This is a genomic window from Pedobacter hartonius (assembly GCF_900107535.1).
In the GTDB taxonomy this organism is placed as follows: domain Bacteria; phylum Bacteroidota; class Bacteroidia; order Sphingobacteriales; family Sphingobacteriaceae; genus Pedobacter; species Pedobacter hartonius.
The window spans coordinates 1-17,501 of the sequence record NZ_FNRA01000008.1 but is presented as its reverse complement, the minus strand read 5'-3'; the positions used below and the strand labels follow the sequence as shown (position 1 = coordinate 17,501).

The 17,501-nt window shown below is 44.7% G+C and carries 15 protein-coding genes; 7 read left to right on the top strand and 8 right to left on the bottom strand.

Annotated elements, in window-relative coordinates; genetic code table 11:
- Nucleotides 1-42 precede the first annotated feature (42 nt).
- Entirely contained in the window at nt 43-1,269 is a 1,227-nt protein-coding gene (locus BLW16_RS14280; protein WP_090557768.1) for a PAS domain S-box protein, read from the top strand.
- Here BLW16_RS14280 and BLW16_RS14275 read toward each other — a convergent pair.
- On the bottom strand, nt 1,229-2,353 hold the full coding sequence (locus BLW16_RS14275; protein ID WP_090557766.1) for a sensor histidine kinase: 1,125 nt from the start codon (nt 2,351-2,353) through the stop codon (nt 1,229-1,231). The genes BLW16_RS14280 and BLW16_RS14275 overlap by 41 nt on opposite strands.
- Before the next feature lie 299 nt (nt 2,354-2,652).
- Between BLW16_RS14275 and BLW16_RS14270 the strand changes: the two genes are divergently transcribed.
- The 4 genes from BLW16_RS14270 to BLW16_RS14255 all read left to right on the top strand — a co-directional run bounded on the left by BLW16_RS14270 (nt 2,653) and on the right by BLW16_RS14255 (nt 8,210).
- The gene (locus BLW16_RS14270) at nt 2,653-4,161 is read left to right on the top strand and encodes a sensor histidine kinase (protein ID WP_090557763.1); all 1,509 of its coding nucleotides are present in this window, start codon (nt 2,653-2,655) and stop codon (nt 4,159-4,161) included.
- Complete coding sequence (locus BLW16_RS14265) at nt 4,161-4,550, top strand: response regulator (protein ID WP_090557761.1); 390 nt, start codon at nt 4,161-4,163, stop codon at nt 4,548-4,550. Before BLW16_RS14270 ends, BLW16_RS14265 begins: the two co-directional genes overlap by 1 nt.
- Before the next feature lie 91 nt (nt 4,551-4,641).
- Nucleotides 4,642-5,322 carry a LuxR C-terminal-related transcriptional regulator gene (locus tag BLW16_RS14260; protein ID WP_090557758.1) on the top strand — a complete coding sequence of 227 codons (681 nt, stop codon included), beginning with the start codon at nt 4,642-4,644 and terminating at the stop codon, nt 5,320-5,322.
- Between the two features lie 50 nt (nt 5,323-5,372).
- The gene (locus BLW16_RS14255) at nt 5,373-8,210 is read left to right on the top strand and encodes a hypothetical protein (RefSeq protein ID WP_090557755.1); all 2,838 of its coding nucleotides are present in this window, start codon (nt 5,373-5,375) and stop codon (nt 8,208-8,210) included.
- A 12-nt stretch (nt 8,211-8,222) separates the two neighbouring features.
- On the opposite strand, the gene BLW16_RS14250 is transcribed toward BLW16_RS14255, so the two are convergent.
- The 7 genes from BLW16_RS14250 to BLW16_RS14220 all read right to left on the bottom strand — a co-directional run bounded on the left by BLW16_RS14250 (nt 8,223) and on the right by BLW16_RS14220 (nt 15,474).
- Nucleotides 8,223-9,608 (bottom strand): hypothetical protein, encoded by a 1,386-nt coding sequence (locus tag BLW16_RS14250; protein ID WP_090557752.1) that lies wholly within the window; start codon nt 9,606-9,608, stop codon nt 8,223-8,225.
- On the bottom strand, nt 9,577-10,392 hold the full coding sequence (locus tag BLW16_RS14245; RefSeq protein ID WP_090557750.1) for a COG1470 family protein: 816 nt from the start codon (nt 10,390-10,392) through the stop codon (nt 9,577-9,579). Before BLW16_RS14245 ends, BLW16_RS14250 begins: the two co-directional genes overlap by 32 nt.
- A gap of 7 nt (nt 10,393-10,399) precedes the next feature.
- Nucleotides 10,400-10,936 (bottom strand): hypothetical protein, encoded by a 537-nt coding sequence (locus tag BLW16_RS14240; protein WP_090557748.1) that lies wholly within the window; start codon nt 10,934-10,936, stop codon nt 10,400-10,402.
- A gap of 78 nt (nt 10,937-11,014) precedes the next feature.
- A complete protein-coding gene (locus BLW16_RS14235) occupies nt 11,015-11,803 on the bottom strand; it encodes a sensor histidine kinase (RefSeq protein WP_175470583.1) in 789 nt (262 codons plus the stop codon).
- A 117-nt stretch (nt 11,804-11,920) separates the two neighbouring features.
- Nucleotides 11,921-12,619, bottom strand: coding sequence for a PRC-barrel domain-containing protein (locus BLW16_RS14230; protein WP_090557743.1), 699 nt, complete (start codon nt 12,617-12,619; stop codon nt 11,921-11,923).
- Between the two features lie 167 nt (nt 12,620-12,786).
- Nucleotides 12,787-13,263: an ankyrin repeat domain-containing protein gene (locus tag BLW16_RS14225; RefSeq protein ID WP_090557740.1), complete on the bottom strand. Its 477-nt coding sequence runs from the start codon at nt 13,261-13,263 to the stop codon at nt 12,787-12,789.
- Nucleotides 13,264-13,326: 63 nt separating this feature from the next.
- Complete coding sequence (locus BLW16_RS14220; RefSeq protein WP_090557738.1) at nt 13,327-15,474, bottom strand: catalase; 2,148 nt, start codon at nt 15,472-15,474, stop codon at nt 13,327-13,329.
- A gap of 186 nt (nt 15,475-15,660) precedes the next feature.
- Here BLW16_RS14220 and BLW16_RS14215 point away from each other — a divergent pair, with 186 nt between their 5' ends.
- Nucleotides 15,661-16,800, top strand: coding sequence for an alpha/beta hydrolase (locus BLW16_RS14215; protein WP_090557737.1), 1,140 nt, complete (start codon nt 15,661-15,663; stop codon nt 16,798-16,800).
- A 448-nt stretch (nt 16,801-17,248) separates the two neighbouring features.
- Nucleotides 17,249-17,419 (top strand): hypothetical protein, encoded by a 171-nt coding sequence (locus BLW16_RS14210; RefSeq protein ID WP_217631574.1) that lies wholly within the window; start codon nt 17,249-17,251, stop codon nt 17,417-17,419.
- Nucleotides 17,420-17,501: the final 82 nt, after the last annotated feature.

Below are 17,501 nucleotides of genomic sequence, written 5' to 3'. Positions count from 1 at the left end.
AATTGCAAGTGTTCACTGTTTTAATGTTGTGTTTTAATATTTATGTTTTCTTTAAAAGTTTATTGGTGGAAAGCTAAAAGCCTTATAGAAAGGGCTATCCTCAGGAAGGCAGATCCATCTGAAGAAGAACATGTTTTTTGGAGAAAAAAGATGTTCACTAATATGATAAGCTATGCTTTGGTCGTTAGTATCATAGCATTTGTTTCATCCACGAGTTTCGGTATTTTTGCTGGTAGTACTACAGTACAATGGTTTAACATCGTGTTTGGTTTTGCATTGCTTTATATTATCTTCAATAAAAAAATCATGATTCAGACCCGTAAAATACTGGCATTATTCCTTCTCTATGTGCTGGCGATCATTTATATCGCTTTGCTGGGATCAGAAGGGCCTGGGGTATTATACCTGATCATCATCACCATATTTTGCGCAATGATCTTCCCGCGCCCGGTGGCTTATTATCTTGTTGGCTTGAATGTGCTGATCTGTGCCGGTTTTGGGGCAGTGATACAGTACAAGTTATTTGACAGCCCTTTACTGGACAGTTACGACCTGCCGTTGTGGGCTTCTTACTCCGGGAACCTGATCTTCGTCAGCCTGATCAGCGTGATGCTAGTAAGTAAAGTATTAAGCGGCCTTGAGCTGACGATACAGAAGGAGGCCACATTAGTTTCGAAGCTGGATGCGTCAGAAAAATATTATCGTACAACCTTTGAGGCGAACCCGGTGCCCATGTATGTGTTTGACATGGAGAACGGTCGTTTCCTGCATGTGAATGAAGCTGCAATTGCCAAGTACGGATATAACAAGGAGGAGTTCCTGCAGATGAACATCAATGACATCCGTCCGCAAACGGAAACCAGCAAGCTGCTGGATTTAAACAGTATGATCAGAAGCCGCGACTATTCTGGCGTGCTGATCCATATCAACAAGGACCATGATGCCTTCCCCGTAGAAATTGAAACCAATGTGATCCGGTTTGAAGAACGTGAAGCCAGGCTTGTGCTGGCTACAGATGTGTCTGAACGGATTAATTATATCAAAGAAATTGAGCGCCAGAATAAGGACCTGAAAGAAATTGCCTGGATACAGAGCCATATGGTAAGGGCACCTCTGGCGAACATCATGAGCCTGACAGAGTTCCTCATCAAATATCCCGGTGAAGATACTCAGGAAACGCTGACCTTCCTGAAAGACTCTTCACAAAAACTGAATGTGGCCATTAAGGCTATTGTGGGACAGGCAGATGGTTCTGGTCTGCCCGGCTAGTGGATGATCCGAAACGGATGCTGAAGATAGTTCCCTCGTTTACCTTGCTGCTTACTTCAATTGTTCCTCCTAAGGAAGTGACCTGTGATTTGGTAATATAGAGGCCTACACCGTTACCTGTGATATGATTGTGAAAGCGTTTATGGAGCCCGAAAAGCTCATGTTCATTGGTGTCGAGATCTATCCCCGTACCGTTATCTGAAAAGGTGAGCATGCAGTGCTGCTGCTCGTCTTTATATACCGAGAGATGGATCTCCAGCGGCCGGTTATAATCCCGGTATTTAATCGAATTTGATAAGAAATTCATCAGGATGCTTTCGAGATAACTCTTGTTAAAGAATAGATGTGAACAGCTGAAACTGGTGTATAACGTAACGCCCGACCTCAGGATCTGCTCATGAAAGGAACAGCATACTTTTTCAAATACTTCCTTCACATCAACACAAGTCACTTTTACCGCCCCTTCTTTCAGACTGAGCATATGGCCGAGATCAAATACGGTTTCATTTAAACGTTCGGTAGAGCTTTTGAAGAGACCGACTATGCCTTTGTTGTATTCGTCCAGCAGATCTGACTCCAGAATGTTGATTAACCCGATCAGGTTTGACAGGGGAGTCCTCAGGTTATGAGAAATAATATAGATGAACTGGTTCAGCTCCTGGTTTTTCCTGCTGAGTTCCAGGAGTGCGGCTTTGCTTTCTTCTTCTGACAGAATGCGTGACGTGATGTCCTGAAATTTCACCACTATGGAATTAAAACCTTTCTCATTGAGCATATTGGTTGCCAGCCCCTCAATCCAATGGAATTTGCCCTGGGAACTGACACTCCTGAGCTGTACGCTGATTGCCTTTGCGGGATCTGCCAGTATGCGGCATAACCGGGCTTTCAAATGACAGAGATCATCCGGATGAACAAGGTCTCTGACGTTCATCTGCCTGAATTCAATTTCTTCAAATCCGAGTAATGTTCCGGCGGCCGGACTGGCATAATTTATACTGCCGTTTGTACTGATGAATAGCACCAGTTCCCGACTTTTTTCTACAATGGTCAGGAATTCTCTGTTGATTTCTGCATGCGCTGTCATACGTTCAGAATTGTAATGTAAATCACCCTAAAGTTTTGTCCCCTAACCTTTTAATATACTAAAATATTCAATCATTTTGACATTCACCAAATAATTTATGAGTACGTGCAAAAACAATTTAGTTTATTTACATATTTGGCAATTAATGCCTGAAAAGCATTGTTGTTAAGGATGATGAAGTTTTAAATGTGGAAAAAAAATTATACCTTAGTTGATGATAATGAAATGGTTTTCTTTTTAAAGAAAAGAACTAATCTTATAACTAGCTTTGTATCTTAGAATTGTGACTGATCCCGCTTATGATTAATGCCCCATCACTAGATAATGAAGCCGATAGAATAGACGCGCTTTATGTGTTGGAAATTTTGGATACCGGTATAGAACAAGAGTTTGATCATATCGTTAAACTTGCCTCTATCATATCGCATGCACCCGTTTCTACGCTTACTTTTGTAGATAAAGAAAGGATCTGGTACAAAGCCAGGCTGGGCGTTGAGTGTGTGCAAACTCCAAGAAATAATTCAGCAGCGGAGAAATACCCCTTTTTTATTGCCGTTCCGATAGTGGTGAATAAGACCCTGGTCATAGGGCATTTGAGCGTTGCGGGTTATAAAACCACTACCCTGACACCTGAACAGAACGAGGGGCTTGCATTGCTGGCAGAGCAGGTAGTTAGACTTCTGCAGATGAGGATGCCGGTGATCAATAAAAGTATCAAGGAATTTTACGAAAGCATTCTCAATAATATCCCTACCGACATCGTGGTTTTTGATGCCGATCACAAATATCTTTTTGTCAACCCGGGAGCGATCAAGAATGAAGAATACCGGAAGTATATTATCGGAAAAGATGATTTTGAATATGGTACTTACAGGAACCGCGACCCTAAGATCGCGGAGGGCAGGCGTGCTAAATTCCTGGAAGTAAAGAAAACAGGAAAGGCCCTTGGCTGGGAAGAAAGCCAGACCAGCCCCGATGGCAAGGTGATCACTTTCCTGCGCAGGATGTTCCCTATGCATGATGAGCAGGGAAATTTCATTATGGTCATTGGGTTTGGAGTAGATATCAGTGAACGGAAATCGCTCGAGGAGAAACAAAGCCAGATCATGGAACGGCTGGCTATCCAGAATACGCAGCTGATAGACTTTTGTAATGTGGTATCACATAACCTGAGAGGCCCCCTGATCAACATGGCCATGCTGACAGAGTTCATCAAGGAATCTGAAGACATAGCAGAACAGAAATTACTGGTCTCGAAACTGGAACCCGTAATTGAGAGCCTGAAAAGTACCTTCAATGAACTGGTGGAATCTATACAGATCAGGCAGGATAATAACGTTAAATCCGATAACCTGAACCTGGCAGCCTGTTTGCAGGAAGCGCTGGACGGATTGTTCAGAGAGATCAAAAAAACCCAGGCAAAGATCTCTGTTGATTTTGAAGAGGCACCCGCAATCCTATACCCCCATAAATACCTCGCCAGCATCTTCTATAACTTAATCAGCAACGCCATTAAATACCAGAGCCCCGACAGGCAATTGTCGGTTAACCTGTCTTCTAAAATAAAAGCGGGCAATGTTGTGCTTACAGTACGGGATAACGGATTAGGTATCGACTTGTCAAAACATAAAGACAACATTTTTAAAATCGGGAAAGTATTCCACCGCCACCCTGATGCCAAAGGATTAGGCCTGTTTATGACCAAAACGCAGGTTGAGGCCATGGGTGGGAAGATCTGGGTAGAAAGCCTGCCGGATCAGGGATGTATTTTTTCTGTAGAATTTGTGAATCAAAATATGAACTGGTAATGAAGAAAGTTTATCTCATTGATGATGACGACATTTATGTGTTTCTTACCACAAAGACGATCTTAAGGGTAAGGAAAGATGTTGATGTCGAGGTTTTCTCTGATGGCTTAAAAGCGATTACCCATTTAAAAAAGATCCAGGACCAGCCCGCACTTCTGCCTGACATTATCTTCCTGGACCTGAATATGCCGGTAATGGACGGATGGGAATTCCTGAAGGAATACGAGGAACTGGCTCCTTCTTTCGCCAAGGAAAATGAATTGTATATCGTTTCCTCCTCAATTTCTCCCCATGAGATGGAACGTTCAAAAAGTATTCCTCTGGTTGCTGAATTTATCATTAAGCCCCTGGTGAAGGAAAAATTCATGGAGATACTGGAAAAAATCTAAGCTTTCCCCTCTTAAAATAAACGCCTTTTCTGTGAATATCTTTCCTGTTCATTATTGATCCGTAAATGAACGGAATGAATAATACGGGAGAATGAGGTATTGCTTAACTTTATTTTATATCGTCAGAACTATTCAGACGGCAAAGAAGAAGAAAGGAGAGCATGGTATGATCAAAGTAGGAATTATTGACGGCAACCAACAGAGCAGGGGTATGATGCGCGTTATGCTGGATCAGCAGCAGCAGTACAATTTGAAAGTGACCCTTGAGGTGGGTTCGATGGACGAATGCAAAAAGGTACAGCCTTCACAGGAACCGAATGTAACGTTGCTGGACATCGAAAAGAACGGCGTTCAGTCCATTATGGAGATCTACCGTAAATTTCCGAATACAAATGTGGTGGTTTACAGCCATATTCAGGACCCCCACAGTGTTCTTGCCTGTGTAAAGGCGGGCGCAATGGGATACCTGACAAAAGATACCTGTGTAAATGAGGTGATCTCTACGATTGTCACTACCCATAAGGGAGGCTCCGTTTTTAGTCCCTTGATCTCCAGGAATGTTATTCAGCAAGTACAGCAGACGATGGATTATCAAAGTAACCTGAGCTTAAGGGAACGCCAGATTGTAGACGGGCTTAAAAATGGGCTGAGTTATAAGCTGATCGGTTATAAATATGGGATCTCCCTGGATACTGTACGCCAGTATATCAAGAGAACCTATAAAAAGCTGAACATAAACAGTAAGGGCGAACTGCTTGCCCAATATAAATAATTGGCCGGACACTCAACTCTTAAGCCATTTGAAGCAAATCTACCTGCATAATGTATTCTTACCGCTATTGGAAGCTTCTTTGGTTGTTTCTTTGCTTCGCGTTTACTGCGCCTAAAGCTTCCGCACAGGTTAAATACGCTTTTACACAGGATACGCTGGAGATTAAAGGAGGAACTACTTTTTCGAATTTACTGCGGGTAACTAACCCCTATAAGGAGATGGTGGTGCTGAAGCAGGATCCTGCAGGGAAACAATTGATCAGGAGTCTGATCTCTCTCCCGGACAGTCTAGTTCTGCAGCCAGGCGAAACGAAGGCTTTTCCATTGAAATATATTGCGGACAGACAGGTGATCGGCGCTAACGTCCAGGTCTTTTCCCTTCAGTTGCAGGCCTCAAAGGCTGGCATCAGCGTGCAAAAAAGCGCCCGTTTTATTACGCAGTTAAGTGATGTGGGCGGGCTGACCCTCGGTACAGATGAAGATGAGATCTACCTCAGCCAGCTGACCAACCAGGTACAGCTACTCGTACGCTGTGCAAACAATGGGTTTATACCGCTAACCTTCAGGCTGCTGCTTTCAGGAATTCCTGACGGACTGGAGTTTGCCGGGCAGACCACCACCCAGACACTGCAGCCAGGCGAACAGCGTTTACTGCCTTTTTTAGCAAGGAACAAATCTGGTATCAGGGCTACTCCCGACTTTGTAGTAACCATTAAAGCCGTAAGCGTGAATAATGAACAGCTGGCTGTAAAGATGGTCAGGATACTGAATGTGACCAGCGGAAGAAGACTGGGACAGGGTAATGATGGCTTTGGTGGCATCCCTCCCAACTCCATCGCCCTGCGTTATGGAAGTTTTAACAGCAATTCTTATTTTTATCAGCTGCAGAGTAATGGAAAAACTATGTTCGGTGATAGCAAAGTGCTGGAATATAAGCTCAATGTAAGCCAGTATAAACAACCCGGCCTGAGCGGGATCAATATCAACAATACTTTCATAGATTACCAAACGAAAAGCTGGGGACTCAAAGCAGGTAATATCTATGAGAATGTGGACTTCCAATTGGGAGGCCGCGGACTGAAAGCCAATATTAAAATGGCCGACGGCGGGGTGTTCTCCCTGGTTGGCGTACAGAGTAATTATCTTTTATTCGACCAGCTCAATAATTCTATTCCTGGTGCTAAAACCTTTGCGCTGGACTATGATCTCAAAAATGTAGCTGGCGAAAGAAGACTGACGATGATCCATAGCAGCGACCCGTTTACCGGACTTGATGCCAGCCAGCTAAGCACTAAATCCGAATTCAGGTTCGGTGACGAAAAAGTGCTGGGCCTGGAAGCAGGTTATTCACTGGAAGAGCAGCGCCTGGGTGGGACTGCCCCAAGACAGGGTTTTTCCGGAGGTATGAACTACACGGTAAATACTGAAAGATTTAATTTCAATACAAGCACATCCTACAATAGCCCCTATTATACCGGTTTGCGGCGTGGACTGCTGCTGTCCGACTTACGTATTGTCGGCAAGCTGGACAAGACGAACAACCTGTTCACAAACGTGAGGATACAGGTGCAGAATGCCAGGTACCAGGATAATTTTAACAGTGCACTGAGCCTTGGCGTAAACAAAAATGCGATCTATCAGTATGAACTGGGATACAGTCACAGGATAGGCGGTTTTTCCTTTAGTTTGAGCCCGTATTTCATGAACCAGCAGCTTACCCGCCAGGTCTTACAGGAAGGCGCATTGATTTACTCGGACTGGAAATCCGGTTCGCTCAGGTTCCTTGCCAATATGGCGTACAACAGTACGATACATAGTTTCTCTCTTTCGGCAGATTATGGTTATACATACCTGAATACCTCCGGGAAACCTCCGGCACCATTCAGTTCAATAAAATTGAATACAAATTACGTAATGCCCTTGCTGGGCTTCACTGGTCTGGTGCAGGTAAATCCTTATTATTTATCAGACGTTCTGGCGTCAACCGGAGACACCAGCTATAACCTGTATTCATTTGGGCCAAATTTGCATTTTAGCGCCTTTAAAAATAGCCTGGCTGTGCAGCTCGGCGGCATGTACACTTATTATGGTTTTAGCCACAGCAACAATTACAGCGGCACTACTGCATTGAAGTACAATATGAAAGGAAACTGGGCCCTCACCAGTGATATTGTCTATTCCATATCAAAGCAAAGGGTAATAGGCGCACAATATGATCCGGTACTGAATGCGACAGTAATCAGCTCCAATTTCACCTATAACAACAGGCAGTTACGGGTTGGCATAGAAAAACAGTTTGGGAAACAGCCCAATGCAGGTACCAAAAAACTGGAACTAACCTATTATGAAGATCGAAATGGTAACGGACTACGGGAGACTGATGAACCGGTACTGCCGGGGGTGCTGATAAAGATCAACAGTGATGCCGCACTGACAAATAGCAGGGGCAGAGTTGAGTTTAAAGACATGAACAAACAGGAGTATGCTGTTAACGTAACCAATACCAAAGGCTGGAGCCTGGAGGAACCTACTGTTGTTTTCCTGGATAAGTCTAAAAAGCTGGATATCCCGCTGGTCAAAACGCAGGCTTTGAATGGCTGTTTAAAATTGCTGCCAAGCAAATACCTGAACGGGAAGCCACTGCTGGCCGGCATCCGTGTAAATGCAATAGATGCCAATGGTCGTATCCATCACACCCTGACAGACGATGCGGGGGCTTTTTGTTTTTACCTGCCAAGGAACAAGTACACTGTTTATATTGATACGGAGGGGATGCCTTTTTCAATTCAGAACGGAAAAGAAGAAGTGCTGCTGGAAGGCAGGCAGGTACAGATGCTGACCTTTCTCTATAAGGATGAACGCAGGAAAGTTGCGGTCAGCCATTTCTAAAAGGAGCCTCCTTCAGGGAGCTACATAGCTGAAGACGATAGTGGTAGCATAGGTGCCGGTCGCTTTATTCAGCAGGGCGGTACTTGCTGGAATGCTATATTTCAGGTCATAGGTACGGCCAATCACTGGATTTGCCCCGCTAACAAGGTTCTTCGCCGTGGTAGAAAGTGTGATGGGGATAATATTGTCGCCTGCATTTACTCCCGAGATAGTGAGCAGATTTAATGGAATGGTATTCGTTCCGTTGGTAAAAGCAGCGGTATTGGCTCTAACTGTAATATTATAGGGAAGGGTGCTGCTGACCGTCAGCTGTGCAGGGACATTTTTGTTTACGCCCAGCTTATAATCTGCAGCGGTTCCAAAGTTAAGGTTGACGGCTGTAGTTGGCACAGTGAAGGCGGCGAGACTTGCCACTGTGACCCTCATACTACTGGTTTTTGTGATGCTGGCTGGTGTTGTACCTGTAAAGGGAGCTATTGTATAGGTTAAGGCTGCATCATAGGTGCCTGCGTTAACGAATGAACTTTTCAGATCCGCTGCCGATATGCTGAAAGTTGGAACCGGCAGGTTGTTGTTTGCTGTATAGGACGTAACAGAGATGCCTGCGGCAGGACTAAGGGTAACATCGCTGCTTGCAAGGGCGACAGTAGGCCCGGTTACGGTGCCGGTCAAAGCTACTGTCATCTTACCCACCGGAGTGGAAGGATCTGACATGCCGGCCGGAACTGAGGTGTAGGTAAAGTTTGCTGCAGCTGTTTTAACCTTTAGCAGGGTAGGAACGGTGGTATGATAACCCACCTGCGAGCTGATACTGATCCCGTTGGTGAAAAAAGAGAGGTTATTGACGTTGATGGTGGTATTGGGTATGACAGGGCTGGTAGTGGATATAAAAGCAGGGACAATCAGGCTCATTGCCTGTGAGGGTGGGGTAACAGAGTTTCCCAGTCCATCTGCGGTATAAAGCAGTGGTGCTTCATACGTTCCTGCCTGCCAGGTGGTTGCAGTGGTAATGATCTTGTAAGTGGAAGATATCGTACCACCTCCGGATACTCCCGCTGCAAATATTTTCTTTCTCGTTGCATCGGGAGTTACTTCGAAAGTGGAGTTCAGTAAGTTTACGGGGCCAACAGAAATTGCCTGCACGGTGAGTATGGCTAACGGTAAGGTTGGAAGGCCGCTTACCGGAGTTGCCGGATAACCGCCGGTAGCGTTGGCCACATATATAGATCCGCCCAGTAGCAGGATGCCTGTGGTGCCATTCGTAACAGTAGTTGAGTAGGGACTTTGTGCAACAATATTTGCAGCAGGTAATGTAATTGATACCTGTGCCTGCGCACTTATAGCTGCAATGATGCAGAGGGCTGCACTAAGGACGGTATATAAGTTCTTTTTCTGCAACTTTTAAATCGTAAAACGATCCGGCATCAAGCATGGCAATAGCAAGGTATTTTCCCTTTAACGTTGCCGGCAGGTTAATAGTTACCCATTGCGTGGCATCGGGCAGCATGGCAATTGTTGTGGGCTCAATTTTGACCTCTTCTCCCGTTTCTTTATTGGTCAGCTCCAGGCGTACCCATGCATCTTTGTTGACCTCTCCGTTGTTATGGATCTTGATCGCTACCCTTCGGTTTTTGACTCCCGCAGTTTCGACAATGCCGCGGTCCTCAAAAGCCTTAAATTCCAGATCGCCCGCATTTAATCCTTTCGGAGTATAATAAACCTGAATGCCCACTTCCATGATGATGTTAATGCCAATGGATGCCTTTGCCGGTTTCAGGGGCTGCTGTTCCTGTCTTTGAGTGAAGAAGATCATACTGTGGCTCAGTTTATTGGCATCCGGAGGAATTACCATAGTGAGGATCACCTGTTTTGTTTCTCCGGACTCTATTGTGATCTCATTACCCGGGATGGAGAGCCATTTAGTATTTGAACCGGGCTGTGTATTGCCATCGTAATATACCTTATTTCCAATGCTGTCCCTTTCCCAGTCCTGCATTTTGGTAACAAAGGATAACTTTTTTGAGGAGGTATTGGCAAAGATAAGGTCCTGCGTTACGGTTTCTCCAGGATTACCGGTAAAGAATACCCTCGAAGGTGAAATTGAAAAGCCTTGCCCTTTCACCGCTGACGGCAGTATGAAGGCAAGGCTAATAATGAATAGAACAATAGATAATAGTTTCATTTAAATACTACAATTGGGTTACTGTGTAAATCACATTTGTAGTATAGGTTCCCGCAGTAACGCCCAGGAGCGGTACGGATGATGGAATGGTATAATCAATGCTGTATACGGTACCCAGCGTAGCGGGTGCAGGGGTAAGGAGGTCAGCCCCTTGTGTACTCAATACCACCGTAGCAGGTGTAATTCCTGTTGCGGGTAATGAGCTTTTTACGGCTACATTTACGGCACTAAGGGGTATTGAAGGACCAGTAGTTGGCGTTTGAAAAGCGGCATCGGCCTTAACGCTTAAGGTATAGTTCCTGTTACTGAAAATCGAAAAGTGGGTTGGTTTATTTACCAGTCGCGGACCGATGTAGTCTGTAGGCAGGGAGTAGCTAAAAGACACAGCAGGTGCTGCTTCCAGGGTAATGGTGACTGCATCTGCCAGAATAATACTCAGGGGAACATTTCCTGATGTTATGGGTGCAACCTGTGCACTTGCTCTGAAGTTTGACAAGGTAAATACTGCCAGTATAGCGGCGATCATAAGTAGATTTCTTTTCATGGGTATGGATGAGTTATTTATATCCAAAACTATGAAATAGAATAAGTTAAACCGCTTTAGTCTTGACACATATTGATGTTACACAACCTGAATGTTTTTTATGGTAACGGTGAACGTTGAGCCTTTATCAACCTCACTTTTAACTGAAATTTCGCCGCCCAGTGAAGTGATCTGGGTTTTGGTAATAAACAATCCTACGCCGCTTCCATTCACGTGGTTATGGAAACGCTCATTCAATCCAAAGATGCGGTCTTTATGTTTCAGAAGGTCTATGCCCATGCCGTTATCTTTGAAGGTAAGAATGATATTTCCAGCTTCATCGAGCCTTGTGGTTGTTTCTATTCTTAGTGGACGGTTTTCTGAACAGTATTTTACAGAATTAGACATTAAATTCATTAGGATACTTTCCAGGTAACTCTTGTTAAAGGGGATCATTTCACACTGAAAGTCGGTGTGTAGGTATATCCCCATTGTGTGTATTTGTTTGGTGAAGGAATTACATACTTTTTTAAAAATACGCGAAACACTGATATTTTCGATCTTAATATCTTTGTTGGATTTCAGGCTCAGCATCTGCGTGAGGTCATAGATCGTCTCGTTTAATTTGTCTGCCGAATCCCTGAACATGTCTACAATTTTTTTATTGTATTCGTCAAGAAGATCATAATTAAGAATATCTATCAGACCAATAAGGTTCGACAAGGGTGCACGCAGGTTGTGTGAGGTAATATAAGCGAATTGGCTGAGATCCTGGTTTCTTGACGTCAGGTCCTCAATCAACTGATCTCTTTCCTCTTCAGTTTTATTGCGGGCAATATATTCCCGAAAATTAGCTGCGAGCGCACTAATGTCCGAGTTTTTTATCATATTATTATTCAGTTGATTTGACATGAAGTTTATCATTTGGTAGATTGATATATAGTGTAAGACAAACACCTTGCCACATCCTGATCAACGGATTTATTTAACATTTGTATAAGAAGATTATGCTTCGGGATCGAGCAGCTGATGGGCAAGAGCCGCCTGTTCTGCTGAATGAGCAGCGATGCTTAAGATATATTCGTCTCTCGATCCGTCCCCGATAAACTCTGTATTTGTATTGCCTGCGAGGTCTGTAACGCTGTTTAACGGGTTATAGGGAGTAACCTTAAGGTCTGCCTCGGAGAATCCGTTTTCAAGCAGCATGACAAATGCATTTTCCGCTTCATTCTCTTCCTGGTAGATCCTGGTGATGACCTGGAAAGGGATGTGGTCTTCGTAACTTCCAGCCTGCCTTCTTGCGTAGAGGTTAGACTCATCAAAATCCTTGTGCCCGTAGAGCGTTGAATCTGCAGACATGGTCGCTTTTCCTTTGGTATATTCCGGAAGGACCAGGATCTGTTGCGCGGTAATATTAGGAAGGATTACCTGATCATGGACCGCGTCAAGTTCTGCCACCCCAATAGGAATCAGTACTTCTCTTTCTGCCATATTCCAGATATTGCCTTTGAGGTTCAGTATGAGGTATCGTACTTTCTGTTCTTCTTCATCAAAAAGCAGTTCCGTCACCATTCCCAGGTCTTGTCCTGCGGAGTTCAGCACCTTCCAGTGAATAATATCAGGCTGGCCGTCTTTAATCTCAAAGTCACTGGTGCTGAGCTCCTTCAGGAGCTTTAGTTCATGCTCATTTTCTTTACGTTCCATGGAAAATTAATAAATGATTTTATCACTAAGAAAATAAAACAGGGTAAGACCAAGTGCTGCGATCGCGATCAGCCAGCTGAACCAGCCTTTATATTTTTTTGGTTGAACTTCTAATTGTGCCATGGTTTTCTATGGGTTGATGTAAAGGCTTAACACTTTGCGGCAATTTATGTTTGAGTATCAAGCAATTCTACTGCTTGTTTATTTCCCTGCTGTATAGCCAGGTCCAAAGCCGTCAGTCCCCTGAATTCGGTAATATTACGGTCAGCGCCGTAGTCGAGCATCAGCCTGACCAGCTCATTTCTGCCAAACATTGTAGCAAACATCAGGGCCGTTCCGCCATTACCGTGCTGCAGGTTGAGGTTGGCGCCGCTTTCTATCAGCAGGCGGGCAATTTCGGGATAACCTTTAAAGCAGACGCCCATTAGTGCGGTATTGCCTCCAATGTCTGCGGCATTCACATCAGCCCCTGCAGTAATCAGCAGCCTGGCAGCTTCCAGTCGGTTATTGTAACAGGCAATGATGAGCGGGGTATATCCTTTTTCGTCGTTTATATTTACATCTACCCCCTCGGTAAGAAGAGATTGGAGATAGGCGGTGTCGCCTGTTCTTGCGGCATTGATAAGCGTTGGTTGGATTTCCATAAAAAAATAAATGTAATTGGTAATCAACCCCTCATACGGTTCGTACGAGGGGTTTTGGTCATATTAAGCAGGTACGTCTGGTTTTTTCTCTCTTTCCCAGAAACGGTGCTGCGCCACGGCGGCAATAAAGTCGGCCGGCTGCCCGTCAAGAATGACCCCCGGAGGTGTTGCTCCTTTTTTGCCTGAGGGGATCAGTGATGCTTCCAGTACAGTAATACCTTCAGTGCTGGCACCGATGGCTTTACAGTGTTTGAAAGCTTCCGTTACAAAGTGCAGTGCATCGGCCTCTGCAGCTATTGCCTGTGCACTTGCTGCACCACCGGGTACATATACGGCATCAAATAATACCGATGCAGAGGTCAGGAAGGTAAAGTCAACTTTTATAACAAGTCCTTTATCATCTTTAATATGCCCATTATGCGTAGCAACGATTTTTGCCATTGCGCCAGCAGCCTGCAATTCTTTTTTTAAGGCATTAAGCTGTTTGCTGTTTACACCGTCTGTGGCAAGGATAGCAATGATCCTGCTTTTAATGGAATCCTTAGGCGTATTGGCCATACTTAAAGCGGCTGATGCCTTGAGTGATGATTTGACGATCTTAGATTCGTATTTTTTTGGGTCGGCATCTGCAGGAACGCCATGGTTAATGGGAAGCTCCGGTCCTTTGGGAACATCAAGCCCCAGGCCATCGGCAACTTTTTTTGCCAGTCCGCCATCTACCAGGGTAAGGATACCTACCATCCTTTTGCGGATGTCTTCACGGTCTACCTTTCCCAGTTCAAAGCGCAGTGCATCTACAAGGTGGTTTTTTTCGGGTTCCGACTGACTGTTGTAAAACAGGGTGGCCTGGCTGAAATGGTCAAAGAAGCTTTCACTGCGGTCCCTGATCTTCCTTGCGTCAATTCTTTCCTGATGGGAGCTGAACCCGCCTTCGGCGACAGTTGCCTGTTTAGGGTAGTTGGCAGAGATGCTGTTTGGCTCATAACTGGTGCGGCTGGTATTGATGGTTTGACGCATATGTCCGTCGCGCTGGTTGTTATGAACACCCGCAACTGGCCTGTTGATCGGGATCTCGTGGAAATTAGGACCTCCTAAACGCAGGAGCTGGGTATCTGTATAAGAGAAAAGGCGTCCCTGAAGTAAAGGGTCATTGGTAAAATCAATCCCGGGCACAATATGGCCGACGTGGAAGGCCACCTGTTCTGTTTCGGCAAAGAAATTATCAGGGTTCCTGTTCAGCGTCATCTTGCCTATTTTGCGTACGGGTACCAGCTCTTCGGGTATCAGTTTAGTAGGATCAAGAATGTCAAAATCAAATTTATGTTCATCTTCTTCGGAAACGATCTGTACGCCAAATTCCCATTCAGGAAGCGCGCCGGCATCAATGGCGTCCCAGAGGTCCCTTCTGTGGAAGTCGGGATCATTACCCGAGATCTTTTTGGCTTCGTCCCAGGCAACGGAGTGCAGGCCAAGCAGCGGCTTCCAATGGAATTTTACAAAGCTGGATTTTCCTTCTGCATTGATCAGCCTGAAGGTGTGCACGCCAAAGCCTTCCATCATGCGGTAGCTGCGTGGGATGGCCCTGTCAGACATCAGCCACATGATCATGTGTGTAGATTCTGGCATCAATGAAATGAAGTCCCAGAAGGTATCATGTGCGGAGGCAGCCTGCGGGATTTCATTGTGTGGTTCAGGTTTAACAGCATGAATCAGATCAGGAAACTTTATTGCATCCTGAATAAAGAAAACGGGCATGTTGTTACCTACAAGGTCGAAATTGCCTTCCTGCGTGTAAAACTTTACCGCAAACCCGCGCACGTCACGGGCCAGATCTGTTGATCCTCTGGAGCCTGCAACGGTGGAAAACCTAACGAAAACCGGGGTTTTAATGCTGGTATCATTTAAAAAACCCGCTTTGGTAAGTTCCGGAAGCGGCTCATATAATTCAAAAATACCGTGCGCTCCTGAACCACGTGCATGTACGATTCTTTCCGGAATCCGCTCATGGTCAAAATGAGTGATCTTTTCACGCAGGATAAAGTCTTCCAGTAAAGTTGCACCCCGCTCACCTGCTTTCAGTGAATTCTGGTTATCATTAATTTTTAGTCCCTGGTTAGTGGTCAGGAATTCGCCTCCGCCATTCTCTTTATCGGGAGATAACTGGATGAGTTTTGCGTTCTCCTGGCTTTTGCTGTTTTTTTTGTCTTTCATGGAAAAATGTATTAGGTATTGAGATAGTGCATTAACACCATTTGGCCTGCAGTGTTTTGACTCTTCAAACAAATTTGTTGTAATAAACACATCCGTATGCTTTTGATAAGCATTCCTGTAAGGGGTGTGTCTAAACTTATATGCTAATGTATTGTTGGGGGGTATATCTATAAAAAACATATACCTATGAAAAACATTTTAAATACTTCGAAACTGGCGGTTCTCGGAGGGGCCTTATTTCTGGCTTCCTGTGGTAACCAGAGCTCAACAAGCACTACTACTACAGACAGTACCACTACCACAGAAACTAACACGATGAGCGGTAAGCCGGCCGGGCTGAAGCCTGCAGGGCCTGCACCGGAATGGGGTCCGACCATTCATCCTGAAATGCAGACTGTCATTGAGAAACTGGTAAGTTATGGCGATAAGCCAACCGAAAGCCTCAGTGCGGCGGATGCAAGAAAGAACCACACCCCGACAGATGCGGTAATGGGCCTGATCAAAGAAAACAATATTGCCGTACCGGCACCGGCGGTAGATACCGCTGGAAAAGAGATTCCGGTTAAGGGTGGAAATATTCATTTGAGAATTTATACTCCAAAAGCCGGAAAAGGTCCTTTCCCGGTTATTGTATACTACCACGGCGGCGGATTTGTGATTGCAAACATTGATGTTTACAATGCGTCGGCACAAGGACTGGCGGAACAGGCCGGTGCAATAGTTGTTTCTGTTGCTTACCGTCTGGCACCTGAAAACAAATTTCCGGCGGCACATAACGATTCCTTTGCTGCTTATGAATGGACGCTTAAAAACGCGGCTGCTATCAATGGAGATCCTAAGAAAATTGCTGTCGTAGGTGAAAGTGCCGGAGGTAACCTTGCCGCGAATGTGAGCATCATGGCCAGGGACAAAAAGATCATGCTCCCGGTACATGAGGTACTGGTTTACCCGATCGCGCAGGCAGATATGAACACCAAATCCTATATTGCTTATGCAAAAGCCCATCCGCTGAATAAACCGATGATGGCATGGTTTACCGAAAAATACGTGAACGCCATGGCCGAAGCTAAAGATCCGAGGATCTCACTGGTGAATGCAAATTTAAAAGGACTTCCTCCTACAACGATCATCACGGCAGAGATAGATCCGCTGAATACTGACGGGATGATGCTGGCTGACAAGTTAAAGGCAGCAGGGGTGACGGTTGACAGTAAAAATTACGAAGGGGTAACCCACGAGTTTTTCGGAATGGCAGCCGTAGTGCCTGAAGCTAAGGATGCCCAGGCTTATGCTGCGGAACAACTGAAGAAAGCTTTTGGTAAATAAAATAAAACAATTTTTTGAGGTCGCTGTTGTTTGAACATCTACCGCATGTACCTATGAAGAAAATTGGCCGTGTCATTCATATGACGCGGCCTTTTATGTAAAGAGCTTTTTAATCTGATTAGAAAACGGGCATATAACTGCTGTTTAGCGGGTATTCTACAACATAACCGAATTTGATATTGATGCCCATATAAAATGATGCCCTGATATTGCCTGTGGAAGAATAAGATGTTGTCCTGAAGATGGAAGCCGATTTGAACAGCCCATGAAGATGTACATAAATGCAACAGCCCGTGGAATTGCTATTTTGTTATCTTTAAAAATCAGGTTGTCCCTTGTAGCAACAGCAATGTTTGCTTTAAATTAACCTGGTACAGGTACTTCGAATAATCGGACAATAGATTCAAAATATTAAAACATTTTTTGTTTAAATTGATTGATAAAGATAATGGAGAAGATCACAGTACATCCCGGCCGTCCTTACCCATTGGGTGCTACATGGGATGGTAGCGGCGTCAATTTTGCGATTTATGCCGATAATGCTACCGCAGTTGAACTTTGTTTTTTTAAAAACGAAGACGATGCCAGAGAAACCCGCAAAACAAAACTCATACTTTAGCAGAGTAATACCAAAGATGAATTGATGAGTACCGAACACAAACATGCAGCACGTTTATATGTATGCAAAGCAAGATTGTACC

Excerpts from the sequence above, each read along its gene's own strand:
- BLW16_RS14280 (WP_090557768.1), top strand. The coding sequence starts at position 43 with ATGTTTTCTTTAAAAGTTTATTGGTGGAAAGCTAAAAGCCTTATAGAA.
- BLW16_RS14275 (WP_090557766.1), bottom strand. The coding sequence starts at position 2,353 with ATGACAGCGCATGCAGAAATCAACAGAGAATTCCTGACCATTGTAGAA.
- BLW16_RS14270 (WP_090557763.1), top strand. The coding sequence starts at position 2,653 with ATGATTAATGCCCCATCACTAGATAATGAAGCCGATAGAATAGACGCG.
- BLW16_RS14265 (WP_090557761.1), top strand. The coding sequence starts at position 4,161 with ATGAAGAAAGTTTATCTCATTGATGATGACGACATTTATGTGTTTCTT.
- BLW16_RS14260 (WP_090557758.1), top strand. The coding sequence starts at position 4,642 with ATGAGGTATTGCTTAACTTTATTTTATATCGTCAGAACTATTCAGACG.
- BLW16_RS14255 (WP_090557755.1), top strand. The coding sequence starts at position 5,373 with ATGTATTCTTACCGCTATTGGAAGCTTCTTTGGTTGTTTCTTTGCTTC.
- BLW16_RS14245 (WP_090557750.1), bottom strand. The coding sequence starts at position 10,392 with ATGAAACTATTATCTATTGTTCTATTCATTATTAGCCTTGCCTTCATA.
- BLW16_RS14240 (WP_090557748.1), bottom strand. The coding sequence starts at position 10,936 with ATGAAAAGAAATCTACTTATGATCGCCGCTATACTGGCAGTATTTACC.
- BLW16_RS14235 (WP_175470583.1), bottom strand. The coding sequence starts at position 11,803 with ATGATAAAAAACTCGGACATTAGTGCGCTCGCAGCTAATTTTCGGGAA.
- BLW16_RS14230 (WP_090557743.1), bottom strand. The coding sequence starts at position 12,619 with ATGGAACGTAAAGAAAATGAGCATGAACTAAAGCTCCTGAAGGAGCTC.
- BLW16_RS14225 (WP_090557740.1), bottom strand. The coding sequence starts at position 13,263 with ATGGAAATCCAACCAACGCTTATCAATGCCGCAAGAACAGGCGACACC.
- BLW16_RS14220 (WP_090557738.1), bottom strand. The coding sequence starts at position 15,474 with ATGAAAGACAAAAAAAACAGCAAAAGCCAGGAGAACGCAAAACTCATC.
- BLW16_RS14215 (WP_090557737.1), top strand. The coding sequence starts at position 15,661 with ATGAAAAACATTTTAAATACTTCGAAACTGGCGGTTCTCGGAGGGGCC.
- BLW16_RS14210 (WP_217631574.1), top strand. The coding sequence starts at position 17,249 with ATGGAGAAGATCACAGTACATCCCGGCCGTCCTTACCCATTGGGTGCT.